The sequence below is a fragment of the Marinifilum sp. D714 genome (assembly GCF_030851345.1).
In the GTDB taxonomy this organism is placed as follows: Bacteria; Bacteroidota; Bacteroidia; order Bacteroidales; family Marinifilaceae; genus Marinifilum.
The window spans coordinates 15,741-35,255 of record NZ_JALPNU010000009.1 but is presented as its reverse complement, the minus strand read 5'-3'; the positions used below and the strand labels follow the sequence as shown (position 1 = coordinate 35,255).

Genomic DNA, 19,515 nt, shown 5'->3' with positions numbered 1-19,515 from the left:
TATGAAGATTTTATTGACTGGCGCCAATGGTTATATAGGTAAACGATTACTTCCTGTTCTTTTGGAACAAGGTCATACTGTGTATTGCTGTGTTCGAAACAAACAAAGGTTTACGCATAAAGAATATTTTCACCCAAACATTAGGGTATTGGAAGTAGATCTTCTAGATCCAATATCTTTAGAGAAAATCCCTAAAGATATCCAGGTCAGCTACTACCTGATCCATTCAATGCTTCATGGTACTGTAGGATTTGATGTTCTGGAAAAACGATGTGCACAAAACTTTGTAAACTGCCTAAAGAAAACGGAGAATCGACAGATTGTATACCTAAGCGGCATTGCCAATGAAGAAAAACTTTCAAAGCATTTACAATCGAGAAAAGAAGTTGAAAACATCCTAAAAGAGAGTCGCAGCTATGTGACCATTTTAAGAGCAGGAATTATAGTTGGTTCTGGCAGTGCATCATTCGAAATTATTCGCGATTTGGTTGAAAAGTTACCAATAATGATAACTCCACAGTGGTTATTAACCAAATGTCAACCCATAGCCATTCGCAATGTAATTGAGTATTTGCATAAGGTGATTTACAACAAACACTGTATGAACCAGACCTTTGATATTGGCGGAACCGAGGTTCTAAGCTATAAGGAAATGCTGCTGCAATATGCTGAGGTTAGAAAACTGAATAGAAAGGTAATCACTTTACCCATAATGACGCCTCGCCTTTCTTCCTACTGGTTATTTTTTATTACTTCAACGTCCTATAACCTGGCGATAAACCTGGTTAACAGCATGAAAGTGGAAGTAGTTTGCCGACCTAATGATTTTGCCCAAAAACTTGATATTCATCCAATTTCATACAAAGAAGCGATTGAAAAAGCTATGGGTAAAATCAAACAACAGATGGTAATTTCATCCTGGAAAGACGCCTTAAGTAGTGGAATATTATCGAACAAAAACTTTAAGTATGTAGAGCCTCCAAGTTTTGGTTGCTATTTCGACACCAAAATTCTTCCAGTAGAGAACAAGCAATTGGTTTTAGAAAATGTTTGGGCTTTAGGTGGGAATAGAGGCTGGTATTATGCAAATTGGCTATGGCAATTTCGTGGCTTTTTGGATAAGCTGTTTGGTGGTGTTGGCCTAAACCGTGGACGAAGACATCCTACAGAGATAGAGATTGGAGATTCGCTGGATTTTTGGAGAGTATTATTGGCTGATAAAGAAAATAAAAGGTTATTGCTCTATGCTGAAATGAAATTACCTGGAGAAGCTTGGCTCGAATTTTCACTGAAGCAAAACCACCTAGAACAAAAAGCCATTTTCAGACCCAAAGGCTTGGCTGGAAGACTGTATTGGTATTTGAGTTACCCATTCCATGTTTTTATATTTAAAGGAATGATTAATGGCATTATAAATTACAATAAATGATCATGAAAAAACGCGTTACAGGAATAGGCGGCATCTTTTTCAAAACCAAAGATCCCAAAGGTACAAGAGAATGGTACAACAAGCATTTGGGCATTCAATGTCCTGATGAATATGGTGGTGTATTTGAGTGGCAGAAAACCAGTAAACCTGAAGAAACTGGATTTACCATTTGGGGGCCATTTGATGAGAACACTGAATATTTTCAGCCTTCGAAGAAAGATTTCATGTTCAATTATCGTGTTGAGAACCTTGAGGAATTGCTCAATGTGTTGAAAGAAGAAGGTGTTGAAATTGTTGGAGAGATGCAGGTATTCGAATATGGAAAATTTGGATGGATTCTTGATCCGGAAGGAAATAAAGTAGAACTTTGGGAACCCATTGAAGGTCCATTTAGTGAGATGTACAAAGGAAAATCAACCTCTGAGTAAAATATACACATGACAAAACCAATCGTTAATTTTTTAGATCCCTTAAGCATACCGGAAGAAAATTTAAAGTATTCCATAGTTTGTTCGAAATATCAAAATACATGGGTGTTTGTGCGTCATAGAATGCGTGAGACTTGGGAAATGCCAGCCGGTCATATTGAAGCGAATGAAACTGCACTACAGGCAGCCAGAAGAGAGCTGTACGAAGAAACCGGAGCTAAAGAATTTAGCCTTAAACTGATTGTAGACTATTCATGTGATTGGAAAGGCGAAATCAATTATGGACGAATCTTCTTTGCCAATATTACTTATTTGGCAGAATTGCCTAAATCTGAGATTGCAGAGATTCGTTTCTTTAAAGATTTGCCTGAGGATTTAACCTATCCTGATATTCAAAACCTGGTTTTTGAAGTGGTAAATCAGATATTAATAAATAACTCTAATTGCCATGTCGACTGTATTTAGTATTCTTTTTAACACTAAAATGACCTATGAAAAGCTTAACAATAAATTTTCAGATGAACTAAGTGCATATGGTGATATAATATTCATGATTTATGGTATTCTAATTGGATTAGATTCTGTTTTTAAGGATTATCCATATTTCAATGAATCAGGTTTGGGAATTTTGTTGTTTATAATTTTATTAAGCATAGGAGTTTCTGTAATAGTAGGAAGATATATTCTACCATACATTACTTTGCTTTTCGGAAAATTATTGAAGGGTCAAGCTGAATATATAGATATAAAGACTGTTTTTGCATATTCATTAATTCCAACATTAATCAAACTTTGTATACTTATACCTTTGTATTTTAACATTGAGAACATTCAATCACACACTTATTTTCTAAATATATTTAATTTAGCATTCTATATCCTATCTATTAAGATTCTAATCCAAGGGTTAAATTTCTTTAATGATTATGGATATTTTAAAGCTCTCATTAATATTAGTCCTTTTTTAATCATATGGATCACCCTAAACATCTTAAGTGCAATCAAATATATATAAATGTCCCAAATCCACTTCCATTCCGATTTTTATGAGTCCATTAAAAATGGCAACAAAACTCAAACTGCCAGAGTAAATGAACCTGTTCCTCAATTGGGAAAAGGCGAAGCCATTTTTGATGACAAGCCATCAATTGATATACAAATCACGAAAGTGAAACACAAGAACTTTGAAGAACTGACATTAGAAGAAATCAAGAAGGATGGCTTTGATTCGAAAGAAGAATTATGGTCTGTTTTGCTTGGATTTTATCCTGAATTAAAACAAACAGACCATTTAATGTTAATAGAGTTTGAAGCTTTATAATTCTATTGCTCAAATAACACACAAACAGGTTTAGGTGCTTTTACCTCATCAACGAAAGTAAGTAAACCTGTTTTTTTGTTGCGTTTAAAACTTACCAGATTGTTTGTTTTTTGATTCGCTACAAGTAAATATTTCTCATCAGGACTTAGGCTAAAATTACGTGGATGATCACCACGTGTAGGCTCATGTCCTATCATTTCCAATCCTCCATCTTCCAATACTGCATATATCACAATACTGTTGTGCCCGCGATTAGAACCGTACAGAAACTTTCCATTGGATGAAATGTGAATATCAGCAGTAAAACTGCTTCCTTCAAAAGCTTTTGGCAAGGTATTCACATTGTCAATAATTTGTAGGCTTTCTCCGTTTAGAATGGTAATTGTATTGCTTAGTTCATTAATCACATAAATAAACTTGCCATTGGGATGGAAGGCCAAATGTCGTGCTCCTGCCCCTTCAGGCATTGCAATGCGCTCTGCATTGTTAAATTTATCATCCGAAATGGTAGAAGCCCACAATTCATTGGTTCCTAAATCCACCGCAATCACTCTATTTTTATTGGACTGAAACCAGATGCTATGAGCGTGTGGTGCATCTTGTCTGCCCTCAACGGTTCCTGTTCCTTCATGCTGATTCACATCCAGCAATTCAGAAAGATTTCCTTTTTTATCCACTCGCAGTAAACCCGTATTTCCACCGGTATAGTTTGCCGTTAAAACAATACCATCCTTTTCTGTAACAAAACAAGGATGTGCTCCTCCACTCGATTTCCTACTAATTAACTCAAGCTGATCCCCTATCTTATAACTTTCAACACTCCCTACTCCATCCAATGAATTGATCTCATTAATGGCAAGTAAATTTTTACCTTTATTGGCAAAACACAAGAAAGATGGATTCTTGGTTTCAGCTTGCAAACTCAATTCGCCAAATTTTCCCGATTTGTTCATTGTGATTTTATAGATTCCCTTAGAGTCGGTATCGGTATAAGTACCTACATAGATGGAATAGACTGCCTTAGTCATTTTCTTCTCTTTTGATTGATTGCATGATAGCGCAAATATGCTTATCAACGCTAGTAAGATTGTAGGTTTATTCATGAGATTTGAATTAATTCACTCAAAGATAAGAGAAAATTATGGGCATTGGCGAACTTCCTACTCATACAACTGATTTTAGTTGATTACAAATCATCGAGAGATCTTTTTTGCAGCAAATTTGCCTTTACATTTCTGCGAGAGCATTTTTTTGCACCAAAATTGCCTTTACAAATTGTCGAGAGATCTTTATTGCAGCGAATTTGCCTTTACATTTCTGCGAGAGCATTGTCATATCTTTTCCAACAGTTTAAATCGTGTTGAGGCTATCATAAGCTCGATGCCATCAATATCAGACAATTTATAATCGTTTTTTATTTAATCAACAAGCACAATCTTTCGCTTCACTTGTTTGTCGAGATATTGTATGAGTATATAGTAGACACCAGAAGAAAGTCCATTCAGGTTCAAATCAGCACGATTGCCCGAATTTAAATATTCCATGATCTTCCTCCCTGCAGAATCGAATGCACTCAAGTGAAACTCATTCACCTCATCGTGTTCAATCAATACGGTAAAAATACCATCACTTGGATTTGGGTATACCTTCACCTCTCCTTCTGCCTCATCGCCTGGTTCCGGAGTAGGATCTGGCTCAGGATCGGTACCGGGATTAGGATCTCCAGCAATGGTGTCACGAACTACCAGCTTGTAAACTCCTTCAGCCAAATCAACCGTAATCTCAAAAATACCATCCTCGTTAGAGTCTCCTGTTCTGGCCAAATCATCGTTTAAAAACACACCATAAGAAGTATTGGCCTGCATATCCAAAGCAAAAATCTTTATGGTTCGGTTTCCGTCAAGCGGATTTACCGAGTAGGTAGAATTTAATGTATCGCCTTTAGAATGGAACAGGTACAAATGATTCTCCCAATCCACTCCAATGGTGCTTTCGTTTTCAAACAGTTCACCACCCGCATTCGATGGGTTTTGATTATCGCCAATTTTAATGGTATGAAGATAAACCAAATCGTCGCTTACTTGCGTTGGCTCAACTTCAATTCTCCACGTTCCCGGATGTGCCGATTCAAAATCAGGACTGTTATTGGGCGGATAATTCGTCCCATTTACCCAATATTCATATGCACTCCCTCCAATTAAGGTTGTGGTGGTAGATTCCGGCAGTAAAGTGCGGATGGCTACATTTCCATTTCCGTGTGATGCCTTATAATTTCTACCATTGTAGGTGATAATATTATTGGCAACCGCAGTATTCACCACCTGACCGTTTATATCGGGGCGATTGGCAAAATGATTGATGTATTTGGCTTTTCGTTCTTGCGAAGATACATTTCGCAAATGCAAATGATCCAACACAATTACCCGATCAGGCTTGTGATACAATAACCTGCGTTCGAACCGATCCAATTTATCGGATGCATAGGAATCTGCGGCATCGCTGATATAATAAGCATACTCATCGTCAGCTGCAAACTTGAGCCACTCTCCTCTTCTGTGATCTCTATCATTAACCTCACCTACATTCTCCAATCGATCGGTCCATATTTGGCCGCCATCATTCGAAACGGATCGCCCAAATGCACGGTAAGATTCTGATCCATCGAATACACAAATGGAATTGTGTGCAATGGTGCGCGAATAGTAATTGTTATAATGATTCGTTGCGTAAGAGTCGTAATGACCTGCATCCAAAATTTGGGGTTTGTCTTTTATAATTACAAAATGGTTGTTGTCTCTGTGTTCGTGATCGGCACGTTTAGCTGGAGCACAGTAGTACCAAATCATGGTGGCATCCTCGTCCCATGAAGTTCGGCTGACAGCCAATCCGGTTTTGTCGGCCCACCAATCTAAAGGTGGTTGGGGATGCGAAACCGTAGCAGCTTCAAAATCTTTAAATAAAAGTTTTTGAAATACCAGGTTCGAATTGTTCAGGTATTGGGTTGCTCCATATTTTTGAACCAAGTACTGACTTCTTTCATCGCCAAACTCAGCTGCATGGCGATACATTACCCGGTTGGCCTGATCGATATCAATTACAGCATCGCCCAAATGAATGGTATAATTATCCGGACGATAAAAATACCAGTATTGGTTAATAGATTCCCTAATCCAGGCTTGCTCCTGATAGTAATCGGTTCCTGTTGCGATTTTCATATCATCAAAAAATTGGTACTGACGTGGCAAACCGAACATGGAATAAGCTGCTCCCCAATTCCAACCACCATCATCATCACGAAAGTGAGCAAATGCAGGGAGAATTCCATTTTCCCACTTATCCACCAAAGTAGCGTACCATGAATTAACATCCGACATTTGGCCAGATGATAAGCCATCAGCCCCATGAAGTGCAAGAGCCGCATGCATAGTAATTCCGCAATTGTAAATGTTATGGCTGGTTACATAGCTATTGCCCGAAGGAGTCAAAACATAATTGTCCATAAAGTACTCCAACACCCGGAACAAAGCTCTTGAAAGCTGTTGCCTCTTCAACTGAGGAACATCATTGTAGGTCCAATCTAAAAGAATGGCTCCGTAATTGCAATTGTTCCTTAGCAGATTCTCTTTGGTGTCTCCAGAGTAATTATCGAAATTTAAGGAATTCAGGTATTCTACATATCTCGAAATGATGAATTCGCAACGCTTCAAAGCCAATCCATCCGTTCCCATTTTCAGTAGAAAGGCAGTCATTCGTGACATTTGAAATGCATCGCTCGAACCAAACTCAAAATTCCATTGAGTAGAATCCGAACCAACCATATAAGTTCTTGAACTGGTCACCCAATTTCTATCGTAGGCACTTTTAAATCGCTGGTAAGTTTCCTGGCACTCACCACTTGTTATATTCGCTTTTAACCAGTCAAAGCGCTCCTGACTCAATTCTATTCTTGGATGTTGTTCATTAACAAGTGGAACATCCTGGGAATAGCAACCAAACAGCAAAAAGAAAAACAGAAATACCAATACACTTCTCATCTTGTCCCTTATTTGACATATCGAAGTATAAAATACAAAAATTCAAGGGATTGAGCAGATTAATATTTCGTAAAACTGCTTATTTAGAATGACGAATCATACCTGCGAATCAAAACAGGAATTATGCAATTTGAGTATTCAACTTTCTGAACTCTCTGATGATAAAGATTCCCGCTATCATAGCGGAACCAACATCAGAAATTGGCCCTGCAAACCAAACTCCATCAAGTCCCAAATAATTGGGAAGTATAAAAAGAATAGGGATCAAAAGAATTACTTGTCGCATTAAAGTTAGCAAGGTAGATACACCTGCTTTTCCAATGGATTGGAAGTAGTTTCCTACAATGATTTGAAATCCTACTATTGGTAGTGCAACCAGAAACGTTCGAAGACCTTTGGCTCCTACTTGTAATAATTCCTTATCCGTACTATTAAATGCCAGTACCATAGTTTCCGGGAATAGCTGCACCAATATCCAACCAATTAAAGCAATTCCAGTGGCAGCAGTCATGCAAATTTTCAATGTTTCTTTTACCCTATGGTAGTGTTTTGCACCATGACTAAAACCAAATATTGGTTGTGCCGCCATATTAATTGCAACAATGGTCATAACAATTAACATTGCCACAGAGTTTATAATTCCCATGGCCGCTATGGCAATATCGTTACTAAACTTTATTAACTGCACATTGTATAAGCCTTGCACAAAACTACCTGCAATTTGCATAGAGAATGGTGCAAATCCAATGGAAATGATATACCAAATAATTTGAGGATTCAACTTAAAATTAGTGGCACTCAATCTAATTACCGATCGATTACTTCTAAAGTGTTTGATCACCCAAATGCACAATATAAGCTGAGATATAATGGTAGCATAAGCTGCTCCAGCAACTCCCATATCCAAAAGAAAGATGAATATTGGATCGAGAACTATGTTGGTTCCTGCACTAATTAACATGGAGTACATGGCAATTTTTGCATTTCCCTCAGAACGAATCAAATTGTTCAAAGAAAAACCAACCACATTAAATACAGCACCATATAAAATGATATTCAAGTATTCATTCGCTATATCCTTGGTGTCTACAGAAACTCCAAACAATTGCAAAAGTGGATCTTTAATGGCAAAACCTAAAATGGTAATTATTGCAGATACAATAAGCATTAGGATAAAAGAGTTACCTAAAACCCATTCTGCTCTTTTAAAATCCTTCTTTCCCAAATTAATTGAGATTCGAACACCTGCTCCCAATCCTATTAGCATGCCAAATGCCATAAGAATAAGCATGATAGGATATACCGCACTTAGTCCCGAAAGTGCAATTGATCCAACGCCTTGGCCTATAAAAATTCTATCTACAACATTGTATAGTGAGTTGATCACTACTCCCGTAAATGCAGGCCAAAAATACTTCCACAGCAAGCTGCTTATTTTGGCATTCTCTAATTCGTATACGTTTTGGCTGTTTTTATCCATAGAAAGTGGGACAAATGTACCAAGAATGCCTGGTAACAAAGACTAATTACAAACAAATTTTATTAATAGTCGGTAAGTTGTATTAGTTAACAGGTAAAAAGTACCTGATTGCCTGTAAACTTATACAAATAAGGTTAAATAAAAAAAGACGTCAATCTTTAAAGAATTATTTCAGTTTATACCTATCACTTTCCGAAAAATAGTCCATAACTATGGTCCTACGATTAAATTTAGCCGAATGTAAAACGCCATCTGGTATAAAATAATGATCACCTTTTCTATATTTTTTGTTTTCACCATCAATCGTTAGATCCATATCTCCATCAATCACCATTCCCCACTGTGCTCCATGTGAATGACGAGGCACTTCACCAATTGGTTCAATATCAAAAAAAACAATCTGATGATTTTCTCCTTGTGCTACCCAACCGCGCACTCCATTAAAAGGAATATCTGCTTCAGGCAAATTCTTAATCATATTAGGGTAAATGTCTTGCATTTGAAATAAAGTTTAAATTCGTTTGCAATTTACAAATATTTACTGCCTTCCCTTACACTAAGCGGTGACAAAGGATAGGTGGAAATAAATTCTTTGACCCAATCAGGATTAAATTTTGAATACTGTCGCAATGCCCAACCTATGGCTTTGTTCACAAAAAACTCTTTAGTCAGGGTATTTGCAATGATTGCCTTTGATAGTAATTCTGTATCAACATCATCTTTAAATTTTAATTGGAAAATAATTGATACACGTTTCAACCAAATATTTGAGCTAATGATCCAATTACTTATAACCTCAGTCTTTAATTCAGGATATTTTTTACACAATACACCTACCAATGGAGCCAAGGAATCCACGGAATCCCACCAAGATTTCGTAACAATCAATTGCTCTAATTTTGAGATCTCTGATTTTTTGAGTTGTTTTTTAAGCTTTCCAAGGTATTCAAGCGCCAGGTATTGAAACTCTCTCTCAGGCAATTCCCAAAGATAATTAACCAAATTCCAATCGATCATTTTTCCCTTGGTAACTTTCCTCAGAAAGTCTTTACTCAATTCATCCCTTTGAGGTTTAGGCAATCCCAGAAAAGGGAAACGATATTTCATATATGCCGACATTTTTATGGCATTTTCCTCATCGGAGTTCGTTCTAAATTGTTCTACTATTTTAATGGTTTTTGTTTGCATAATGATATTGATTTTGCAAAAGCTGAACTATACTTTTCTATTAGCATCGAGCTGTTCTTTTCTTTTTTCCTAATCTTCCTTTATCTATTATTTTTTGTAAATATTCTGGTGCAAAAGGTACTTTGCATGATGTTTCTCCCATGTACACATCTACTTTACCAATCTTCTTTGCAATCTCCATGGACAAATCGGTTAATTCTATCACATAAGCACCAAGCGAGATCACGAAACCATTCATGGTATATTTTACCCTATTCAATGAAGTATGAATATCCTTTTCAACACGTAATAAAAGTCTCTTTAGCAATTCTAAATCCAATTCTTCATCTGTCTTAAAAGCAACCAGGCTCGAAAGAGTTGACCAACCGGCAGCTGCTATGTTTTCTTCCTTGGATTCAATCCACTCCAATGCCAATTCAAAACCAAATTGAGACTCTGCTGCAATCCAAGGCACCGTGTATTCACTAATCATGTACCAATATGCACCTTTCACCCATTTCTGAAGATCTGCTTTAGTCATCATCTTTTCATCTGCAATTAACCCAGCCAAATACATCGCATCTGAATTCCCTGAATCATACAATTCCAAAGAAAGTTGATAATCCTTTCTAATCTTCTTCACAATTTTCTTCAAATCCTGTACTTTCACACCATAAAACGGCTCACGGGCTCCATGTTTTATGAGTACATTTTTGGTTCCTTCATTTCCGTAGTATTCCAACTTTTTGAAAACTTCTTCTTTGGTCATTATATTCTATTATTTCTTATCCAGATTTGGCGCATTAATTTTAAACACATCAGCATAAACCAACCTCGGCTGGTTTTCTTCATTTACACCACTTGTAACACTACTTATATTTCCTCTTGCTGGCGGCGATCCTTCAAATTCTTGCACAATTACCTGCAAAGGCTGGTCTTTATATCTTCTGCTCAACTTAAACTCACGAACAATTGTATAGTAATTGTTTTTTACCACACTGCCTGATATGGGAATTCTTACTCCCTCATCTTCCAAACTCTCCTCATTTCTACCATCACTTACACTTCCGTATACAGGCTGAACCAATTCTGGATCGAGGAAACTAATATCCAAATAATTCCCTGTATTTCCATTTCTATCCAATGCATTGGATATCACTCCTTCAATCTGGAGGGTAAATCGAGAATTCATATTGTCCTTTTTAAAGGTAAGCGTTGCAATTCGCTCAGGTACCAACTGAATGTAATCGGCCATCACAACGGAAGACAAACAAACATCACGCCCAGCTTTACGAACCGAATGTGGTTGATATCTGGCCAAAGCCAATTTAACGAATGGGAAATACATCTTGCCATGATTGATGGCAAAATCGGCATACCATAACTTTCGTTCCTTGTCAAACTCTACAGGATAAGTAATTGCATTTACCTTTACATTCTCCTTTCCGGGGTATATTAATCCCTTGTCAACACTTGGATTGTGTCTAAAATCATTGATGCCAGGATAGTTCATACTTCCAGGTTTCGATGGACGAATTGGATCCTGTGCCCAATGGGTAAACATGGTGTTGAACCCAGCTGTTCCTAATGCAGCAATGGTCTGTGATATCTTCGATGGATCTGATCCCGGCAACACTACAGCCAACATCTCATCCTCGCCAGTCGAAAACCAAGGACGTTTTAGGTACACACGCAAACCGCCACCCAAACGATGCTGACGCATAGCCATAGCTGTTTTGGTCTTTCTCCACTCGAATGTTGGGATCACATAATCAACAAATGGTATTTTCGGTCTATCCGAACTCAAAATGTTCACCTTTTCGTACCACTCACCATCCCTGGTAATTTCCAGTCCTTCCGATTTGATTAGCTTGTCGAAATGCTCAGCATATCGTGTTGTGGCTTCAGGATGATAATCCACATATCGGTGCTTGGTATCACCAAACTTGTGCTGTAATGCACCACTGAATTCGCTTGCCAGACTCACTTTTAGTTGTTTTTTAGCCGGATTGACTTGTCCCTGAATGGCAATTTGTTTGGAAAGATCTTTCTTCTCTGGAAGATTTCCTTTATCCACAGTTTTATCGTGATATTGAATATCGATTTCTTCCACATTATCCGAATGGTATACCCAATCGGGCTCAACCGTTCTTGGATCATCTCTTCTGTCCTTCCAACGTGCTTTGTATTCTATCTTATGAGTTGAAAATCCATGAACTGAAAACCTTGTATGCAGCCATGCATGCGTATCGTCGTAATTCTTATCCGGATTAATGATTTCGATTTGAGGAGCATCTACAGGCTGCTGAACTGCATGGGTCAATTCAATTTCCCGTGCCGGACTAATCATCCAGTGTCTTCCTGTTTTTGCCAGTTCTTTAAGCTTTGTAATATTCCCCGGGTTGTCTTCCTGCAGCAATTGCCACATCCCGGAAAACTCCTCCAGATCCTTCTCATTCCAGAAAGTAGAAAATCTCAGTTTGATTCTTTCACCCTTTGGCAGAGCTACCGTTAAAACCCGAGCAGCAGCATTCCAATTAAACGCAGTACTTCCTTCTACCAACTGAATGCGCAAGGATTTGGCTTTATACCACTCCTCATCTGAAAGGTTGATATTGGTATTATTCGGACTCAATTCATCATTGCCGAAGAAGCTGAACAGTCTTGGCTCAAAATTTTGTGAATGCGAATCATCATATCCATCAGCCAGAAATAGAGCTAAACCTGCAGCTGCAGGATCAGGCAAATAAACCAGATCCACCTGATCTCCTTTGTACACCTTTTCCTTACCATTTTCTCCTTTTTCCAACTGTACTTCTTTCGAACTGATCAATTCATACAATGCCTTGGCAAGTTCAGGATTGTTCCCAAAAGCCTTATCGAACCTGGCATGTTGTTCTGCAATCAATTGAGAATTTCTTGGCGGTAAGAAATGTCTTGTTGCCTTTGTATTTTCACTTGAATCCACATTTCCATAACGCCCCTGGAACTCCTCGGTGTTCATATTGTAATTGCTTCGAACTACCAATTCTTCCAAAGCCTCACCATCTTTCAATTCCGATCCCAAAAGCAATACCGGATTCATCAAAGCATCATACCTATAATATCTAAAACCACGGATAACAGCCTCACTTACTTTTTCAGGTTGAGAATCGAGCGGCACACTATTACCAGCCATGTCCACGGTTCTCACACGTAGCATATAATCCTTTCCAAAACGCAATCTTGGTAATGTTCCCTTAACCGTTTCTGTTTTGGTATGTAGTCGAAACTCCCTGGTGGAATCAAACTCATATTTCTTTGCCTCCACATTCTTTGATGTATTCACATAGTCCACGCGTTTTGATGGATCTACATTTTCATCCTCAGCTTCATTAATGGCAAAACCAGGTTTGGGAACCGATAAACTCCATCCTTCCCAGCGAATCATGTTCTCACCAACAAAAAGCTCACTGGCATTCTCAGTATCCTCGGCAGCTGCAGTTTGTATAAATCCCTCATCTGCATTAATATCATCAATAAACTCCTCAACATTACTGGAATCGAAGTAGGAATAAGATTCTTTTCTCATGTGCAATGAATACCACTTCTCTGGTTCTGTTGAATAAGCAACATCCATTCTGTAGCCTTGTACCAAATCTTCTGCATATAGTCTTTCATCAGAAAGGATGAGTTTTAAACTGTCATCCATTTTCGACGGATCGATGATCTTGGCTTGCAGTTGTTTTGCTTTAATAAACCTGGCATTTAAGTGTTGTCCCATTCCATTTCGTGCAATTCCAATTCCTGCCGATCGTAAACTTGGCAGTCCTTCTTTTTCAGGTTCATCTGCTGGGATTACTCCATTTTTGAATCGTTCACTTTTACCCAGATCCAACTCCACAATTTTCAACTTCACCTCTTCCTGAATCTTATTATCCACCATCTGGTTTACCTTCAAGGCAACCCCATCGGTATCAATCTGAAAAGCTGTAAACTTATCGGTATTGATTTTCACAAATCCCAAATTGATATCCGATCCCTCCTTTGATTTTGCATAAAATCCTTTTTCGGTGTAGCGATAAGCTGTTAAAGGAACCGAAACTTCCGTATTCGTTGTAAAATCAATATCCTGAATGATCAATCGCATGGAATGATTTGCAGGAAATCCATTGGGAATATCCATACTAAAGTCAAGCACAACCCCCAATTTTCTTTGAATTTGCGGATAAGTACTGACCACCGCCATAATATCATGAAACTCGAATTCAGGTTTCTTGATCTTAGCCAAAGGCTCATATCTTGTTGGGCGATCCGTTTTATGAAAATCTCTAAACTGTGCGAAATCCATTTTAGGATTGGCCTGTTGCTGGAAAGGAACGAATCCATTCTTTCTTCTGAGTTCATCCAATCGTCTGGAAGCAGATTCATCCACATCTAAAAAATCTGATTCCTTAAATACCCTTCTACCAGCAACCGTTGTGTTGCTTTCCTGTGGTTTTGGTGTATCTCGCTTTTTAAATTTCGAAATCTGTCCCAAACTTTTCGGGTCGCTCAAGTCTTTGGGTTCAATCAATCGATCCGGATTTTGAACACCAAGCCTTTTGTAGGTATCCAATACAAAATTCTGCACATGTTTGATTGGATAGGAATGAATTCTACTGGACGTTAAATCTTCTTGCTGAAAACCATCTACACGAATATCCTTGTGCATTAACTTCCCCCAGAGATCTTCATCAAGCACACTTGAATTCAGATCTATATCATATTCATTGCCATTTTTCAATCTTAGCTTAAAGCTGGAGTTCTTCAACTTTGCAGGCCAATTCTTCATATCAGGAAAACTAGCTAATGTGCTTGAACTTGCATTTTCGAGGCGCAAACTTACCTGCACCGAAAATCGCAATTTTTCTTGTTCATCAATTCGATGTGGCAAACAGGTGAATATGATTTTTTGTTTCATTGCTAATTGTTAATTGTTTAAGCGTAAGCTTGGCAATATTCCAGCCAATCGTTTTCTTCCATAATCATTTGGAAGGTTGGGTCTGCATCGGCTCCCTTTAATTCTCTTCGAGCTGTTAAAGTCACAGTTTTGCTGAAGAATAACACTTCAACCTTCACTTTTACAATGGCTTCACCATATAATTTTTCAACCTTTCCATTCTGGAACATGGCGACAAAAGCCAAATAAATTTCCAAGGAAAGACTTATGATTCCAAGTATCGATAAATATCCGTTAAAACGGATGTAACCTGTTAGTATGGTTTCGGTATGATCATCCACGATTTCCATACTGAAATAGAAACCACCCATTACAGATACACCTCCACTTGCTACTCCAAAATTCATGGATAAGGCTGCACCAAACTCGAAAGCCGCCTCCATTCCAACAAATCCTTTTACGCTGGTTTTCATCAGGAAATAACCTCCACCACCAAATGCAGAAACCGTTAATAGGAATGGTGATTCACGCTTACAGAAATTAAAGGAAAGGGTAAGTGGAGCTCCTGTAAATGGCAGATGAACTCCAGCTCCCAGTGTCATATTTGCAATGGTACAAACACCGACCTCTACACTCGGTATAGCCAAATCGAAGCCAGCTTTAACTCCTGCAGGTGATAATTTCATATATGGTCCATCAGCAAATCCATTGGAAGGAATCAAATTCTGCAGTTGATTTACAAAACTCAATGGCCCCAGGAAGAGAATTGAATCGTCTTCCGCCATTTCCACTTTCACATCAGCTTTCTTACCCGATCCTCCTCCAAACTTCAGAGATTTAAAACTAACCCGAATCAATTCTTTGATCTCAACAGAAAAATCAGTGAAAGATGCATTTACACCAAACTGTGTTTTTTGTGAAGTATCGAAAGGCCTACTTAGCTTACTTAACACTTGCAATGCTTCACTTGGTTTTTGAACATTTACCGTTAGAAATCCTCCAAATAAAGACTTACTGGCTTCCATTTCCGGTATCCAACGATATTCTACCACAAATGCCTTATCGGTTTTGTATGCATTAAAATTTGGGATTCGAGGAATCTGACTGGTCAATTGCTGTTCCAATTCATTGACTTTCGACTCCAATTGATTTCTCAAATTCTGAATCTCCTGTTCAATCGCTGCCTGAGCATCCTCAGCAGCTGTCTCCAAAATGGCTTGCTGTTCCAGGATGTCCTCCTTTAAGGATTCCATTTGCTGACTGATTCCACTTAAGGCTTCAGACTGTTGATTCCCTTGATCCCCAAAATTCAAATTGCCCAATAGTAAATCGAAAATGGACACCACACCAAACAGCTTGGCAACAGGCATATCACCCGAAGAGGCAAAAAACTCTGCCGGATCAAATTCCAGTTTTTGTAACTTATCCACTGCTCCTCCCAAAGGTCCTTTCAACTTCGAAAGGGAGGTAACCTGTGTATTGGGACACATAAATCCACCGGACTTATCTGATCCGCTTGAAAAATCAGCTTTTAAATTGTCCAGAACCTTGGCAAATACTTTGGCTGCATTTTCATCATCTTGCAACTCAATATTCACAGGGTCAGGATTTCCGGTTAATTCTTCGATTGCCTTTACCTTAACCGAAGCAGTCTTCACCTTAGGATGAAACTTCAGCACTGTAGCTGCTTTATTTTCAAGAGACAAAGCTCCAAAATCGATTCCTCTTGTCTCGAATGTTGTATCATCTTCTATCAATGAAGGAGAATAGGCCACCTTTTGCAAGTTGAAATCGGCCTTGAATCGATTCATCTCAGCGTTGTATACATCTACCAATTGCTCTGATTTGGTTTCATTATAAGCAGCCGACTTGCCTATAAATATCAATGGCAATTTTATTTTCTGCTCTCGCCCTTCCTGATCAACCAATAGCAAATCAAAAATTAAATCCGTACCTCCGCTACGAATCAAGAAGTTATAATCACCACCCAAATTCACCAAATCAACAGGAGCATCCAAATCTGGTGTGCGTGTAGCTGGCAACTCAACGGTTTGGAAAGGAAAAGGAATAAATCCATTCTGCTGATCTCTCATTTGGTAGTACACAACAGGCTCAAGAATGACAATGTACATTCTTTGTCGATTCACAGCTGCTCTTGTTGCTTTATCTGGTTTTCTCTCTGTAATTTTCACCAGTGCTGCTGTATGCCCAAATGGAAACAGAAATCCTGCCTCCACCACTTTTACATAGTGATCTCTCCCTAAAGTGGAAAGATGTTCCCATTCCAAAAGCTCCAAATCAGGCTGTGCATGAAAATCCGGGTAATTAAAGTTTGCGTTGAAATCAATCCATGCGCCTAAGGATGACATCATGAATTGCTTGGCCTTCACAGCTCTTGGCGTGTAAGACTTGATGGTAAAATTCGAAGTCTGATGAACGATATTGTGTCGATCCCTACCATCTAAGGCTGTTCGGAACGGCTTATTTCTTTGTGGCTTAGGAGTTAATTTTTTGAATGCATCCCTGGCCCAAAGTGCACGAATGCTTCTAAATCCTTCCATTCCATCTTCATCAATCTCCCCATTTTTTAAGCGCACACCCATGCGTGAATGCCACAGTTCCGACAACTCCCCTTTATTGCTTATTAATGGATTATTGAATTGTAGATTCTGAATTTTTCCTTTTGGGATTTCTTTATGATCCTTTAAATGAATCCTCTGCTGATGAGCAAAACCAGCCAATTGATTGGGCGAAATGAATAGTCTGGTTGGCGCCTCAATAGAGGTTTCCAACAGGTTTGGTTTTCTCATCTCCAACAAATTGGCTTTCAATGCTGCATAGTTAATCTTTGCATACAGCTGCCCACTTACTTCAGCAGGTAAATTCTTTGATAACTGATCTTTACTATAAAGAGATCTGCTACTTAAACGATTCTTTGAATATTTCGCAATGTTTAAGCTCTGTTTGCTAATCGTTTTTGGTTTGCTAGTACTTTTCTTATCAATAAAAGAACCAAGATTCTGAAATTTATTAATTACTAGTTTAACTGGCTCCAATACCCTTGCACGATAATTTACCCTTAACTTAAAACGTGACCAGTTTAACAATTCCTCCATAATAATTGGCATCCCCTTAAAGTTGGAAGGAACTGAATATACCAATCTACTTTTACCACTACGTATATATTTTGCAGGTAATATTACATTTTCATTTCCCTCTCCTCCCGGCAATGAATTGTTCTCCCAAAAGGCTTGCTCCAATGTATGTTGAGGAGGAAAAACCACCACCATAGTTGCTGGCTTCTTCGTATTGTTAATTTCTAAAAAGCTTTGTTGATCCTTTTTTATGTATTTGAAATTGTAAAACTCAAACTGAAGAAAAAGCATATCCTCAGGTCGAAGAACACTCAATCGTATGATTTCCTTCTCTTTAATTTTAATCTTTCCCAAACGGGAATCAATTACAATCTTCTTTTTCGATTGCAATTTCTGATCCTGATACTCTATTTCAATGACTGGCTTCTCCGGATATTCAACTGCCAAACTAATGGCATCAGGTAAGAGGTATTTGGTAGCAGCTACATGTGCCAATCCGTTTACAGAATTTATTCTACCATTTGTACCATGCATTTCAAATGCAGCTTTTTCATTTGAATTAATTAGTTGGTATGAAGCCTCGGAGGATTTTGTCCAAATTCCATGATTTGCAATACTGGCAATGAAAACTAAATTTTCTAAATCATGATTGAACTCAATTGCAAGTTGTGAACGATAAAGTTTAAGAGTTTCTTCTAGATCATTTTTTACTTTCTTATGAAATAAAAAGCCATTTGCCTCCTTAACATCCTCTTCATCAAGCAATATCACTGATGAAGATCTTTCTGAAAGCCTCACAGATTTTAATATTTGAACATGATGCTGTACATCCCTACAACTATTCAATTCTGAACCATTCATAATTTTCCAATTTGAAAGAAATGGTTCTACATTTTGAGTTGTGATACTCAATTTCAGTTTTGGTTCAAAATTGGAGTTAAAATAACTAAGATCTTCCTTAACAGGAAAACTGAAACAAATTCGTTCAGCAGTACCAGAAAAATCATTGAGTTTGTAATTTGCCAGATCTTTTCCACGTAAAGTTATTTTCCAAAACTTATCAATGATAAAATGATAATGATCTTCAATATCCAAAGAATACCGATTATTCAATTCTATTCTTTGATGAAGATAAACAAATGAATTCAGCTGAGTATTACCATTGATCCAATCCGTCAGACTTAGATCTTCCGATATATTAAGTTTTGTAAAAGTGATTTTTATTCTCCACGATAAATCATTGTAGAGAATGGCTTTAAAATCCATTGGCAAACTGGTCCCTGGATAAAAAGCATTACGAAGAATTAAATAATAATCTTCCTGTTTCTTTCGAAAATACAATTTTGGATTACCATCAAAAGAATTCAAATTGATATTCCAAGAATTTCCTTCCTGAGAGTATAAAGTAATCGATTTTCCATTCTTTCTGTATTGTATATCATTCCCAACAGCCTTTCCCAATGCCTTTAAAGAAGGTTGAAAAGCAAGAAATCCAAATCCCAAACCTTTCAGAAAATTTCTTCTGCTTCTTGATTTGGGTTTATTGTTCTTGTCAATACTTCTAGCATTTTTCAGCTTCTTAATATCCAATAACTTCAAGCTCATATCCCTCCGGTTTATCCAATAGAATAGAAATTAAG

13 protein-coding genes are annotated in these 19,515 nt (G+C 37.8%); 5 read left to right on the top strand and 8 right to left on the bottom strand.

Annotation, left to right across the window (positions count from 1 at the left end; translation table 11 throughout):
• Position 1: 1 nt before the first annotated feature.
• Genes M0051_RS10355 through M0051_RS10340 form a run of 5 tightly spaced genes read left to right on the top strand, consistent with a single transcriptional unit; the run spans position 2 to position 3,178 of the window.
• A complete protein-coding gene (locus M0051_RS10355) occupies positions 2-1,429 on the top strand; it encodes an SDR family oxidoreductase (RefSeq protein ID WP_306741461.1) in 1,428 nt (475 codons plus the stop codon).
• A 2-nt stretch (positions 1,430-1,431) separates the two neighbouring features.
• Positions 1,432-1,857 (top strand): VOC family protein, encoded by a 426-nt coding sequence (locus M0051_RS10350; protein WP_306741460.1) that lies wholly within the window; start codon positions 1,432-1,434, stop codon positions 1,855-1,857.
• Between the two features lie 9 nt (positions 1,858-1,866).
• A complete protein-coding gene (locus tag M0051_RS10345) occupies positions 1,867-2,322 on the top strand; it encodes an NUDIX domain-containing protein (RefSeq protein WP_306741459.1) in 456 nt (151 codons plus the stop codon).
• The gene (locus M0051_RS19785) at positions 2,306-2,872 is read left to right on the top strand and encodes a YIP1 family protein (RefSeq protein ID WP_373568312.1); all 567 of its coding nucleotides are present in this window, start codon (positions 2,306-2,308) and stop codon (positions 2,870-2,872) included. The genes M0051_RS10345 and M0051_RS19785 overlap by 17 nt, the downstream gene beginning before the upstream one ends.
• On the top strand, positions 2,873-3,178 hold the full coding sequence (locus M0051_RS10340) for an ASCH domain-containing protein (protein WP_306741458.1): 306 nt from the start codon (positions 2,873-2,875) through the stop codon (positions 3,176-3,178).
• Between the two features lie 2 nt (positions 3,179-3,180).
• On the opposite strand, the gene M0051_RS10335 is transcribed toward M0051_RS10340, so the two are convergent.
• The 8 genes from M0051_RS10335 to M0051_RS10300 form a co-directional block, all read right to left on the bottom strand.
• On the bottom strand, positions 3,181-4,206 hold the full coding sequence (locus M0051_RS10335) for a lactonase family protein (RefSeq protein WP_306741457.1): 1,026 nt from the start codon (positions 4,204-4,206) through the stop codon (positions 3,181-3,183).
• A gap of 390 nt (positions 4,207-4,596) precedes the next feature.
• Positions 4,597-7,212: a T9SS type A sorting domain-containing protein gene (locus tag M0051_RS10330; RefSeq protein WP_306741456.1), complete on the bottom strand. Its 2,616-nt coding sequence runs from the start codon at positions 7,210-7,212 to the stop codon at positions 4,597-4,599.
• Between the two features lie 121 nt (positions 7,213-7,333).
• The gene (locus M0051_RS10325; protein ID WP_306741455.1) at positions 7,334-8,692 is read right to left on the bottom strand and encodes an MATE family efflux transporter; all 1,359 of its coding nucleotides are present in this window, start codon (positions 8,690-8,692) and stop codon (positions 7,334-7,336) included.
• A gap of 166 nt (positions 8,693-8,858) precedes the next feature.
• Positions 8,859-9,191: a cupin domain-containing protein gene (locus tag M0051_RS10320; protein WP_306741454.1), complete on the bottom strand. Its 333-nt coding sequence runs from the start codon at positions 9,189-9,191 to the stop codon at positions 8,859-8,861.
• Positions 9,192-9,220: 29 nt separating this feature from the next.
• On the bottom strand, positions 9,221-9,880 hold the full coding sequence (locus tag M0051_RS10315; RefSeq protein WP_306741453.1) for a DNA alkylation repair protein: 660 nt from the start codon (positions 9,878-9,880) through the stop codon (positions 9,221-9,223).
• A 40-nt stretch (positions 9,881-9,920) separates the two neighbouring features.
• Positions 9,921-10,628, bottom strand: coding sequence for a DNA alkylation repair protein (locus M0051_RS10310; RefSeq protein ID WP_306741452.1), 708 nt, complete (start codon positions 10,626-10,628; stop codon positions 9,921-9,923).
• Between the two features lie 9 nt (positions 10,629-10,637).
• Positions 10,638-14,801 carry a hypothetical protein gene (locus M0051_RS10305; RefSeq protein ID WP_306741451.1) on the bottom strand — a complete coding sequence of 1,388 codons (4,164 nt, stop codon included), beginning with the start codon at positions 14,799-14,801 and terminating at the stop codon, positions 10,638-10,640.
• A 17-nt stretch (positions 14,802-14,818) separates the two neighbouring features.
• Positions 14,819-19,480: a hypothetical protein gene (locus M0051_RS10300; protein WP_306741450.1), complete on the bottom strand. Its 4,662-nt coding sequence runs from the start codon at positions 19,478-19,480 to the stop codon at positions 14,819-14,821.
• Positions 19,481-19,515 lie beyond the last annotated feature (35 nt).

Excerpts from the sequence above, each read along its gene's own strand:
- M0051_RS10325 (WP_306741455.1), bottom strand. The coding sequence starts at position 8,692 with ATGGATAAAAACAGCCAAAACGTATACGAATTAGAGAATGCCAAAATA.
- M0051_RS10320 (WP_306741454.1), bottom strand. The coding sequence starts at position 9,191 with ATGCAAGACATTTACCCTAATATGATTAAGAATTTGCCTGAAGCAGAT.
- M0051_RS10315 (WP_306741453.1), bottom strand. The coding sequence starts at position 9,880 with ATGCAAACAAAAACCATTAAAATAGTAGAACAATTTAGAACGAACTCC.
- M0051_RS10310 (WP_306741452.1), bottom strand. The coding sequence starts at position 10,628 with ATGACCAAAGAAGAAGTTTTCAAAAAGTTGGAATACTACGGAAATGAA.
- M0051_RS10305 (WP_306741451.1), bottom strand. The coding sequence starts at position 14,801 with ATGAAACAAAAAATCATATTCACCTGTTTGCCACATCGAATTGATGAA.
- M0051_RS10340 (WP_306741458.1), top strand. The coding sequence starts at position 2,873 with ATGTCCCAAATCCACTTCCATTCCGATTTTTATGAGTCCATTAAAAAT.
- M0051_RS10335 (WP_306741457.1), bottom strand. The coding sequence starts at position 4,206 with ATGACTAAGGCAGTCTATTCCATCTATGTAGGTACTTATACCGATACC.
- M0051_RS10300 (WP_306741450.1), bottom strand. The coding sequence starts at position 19,480 with ATGAGCTTGAAGTTATTGGATATTAAGAAGCTGAAAAATGCTAGAAGT.
- M0051_RS10345 (WP_306741459.1), top strand. The coding sequence starts at position 1,867 with ATGACAAAACCAATCGTTAATTTTTTAGATCCCTTAAGCATACCGGAA.
- M0051_RS10355 (WP_306741461.1), top strand. The coding sequence starts at position 2 with ATGAAGATTTTATTGACTGGCGCCAATGGTTATATAGGTAAACGATTA.
- M0051_RS10350 (WP_306741460.1), top strand. The coding sequence starts at position 1,432 with ATGAAAAAACGCGTTACAGGAATAGGCGGCATCTTTTTCAAAACCAAA.
- M0051_RS19785 (WP_373568312.1), top strand. The coding sequence starts at position 2,306 with ATGTCGACTGTATTTAGTATTCTTTTTAACACTAAAATGACCTATGAA.
- M0051_RS10330 (WP_306741456.1), bottom strand. The coding sequence starts at position 7,212 with ATGAGAAGTGTATTGGTATTTCTGTTTTTCTTTTTGCTGTTTGGTTGC.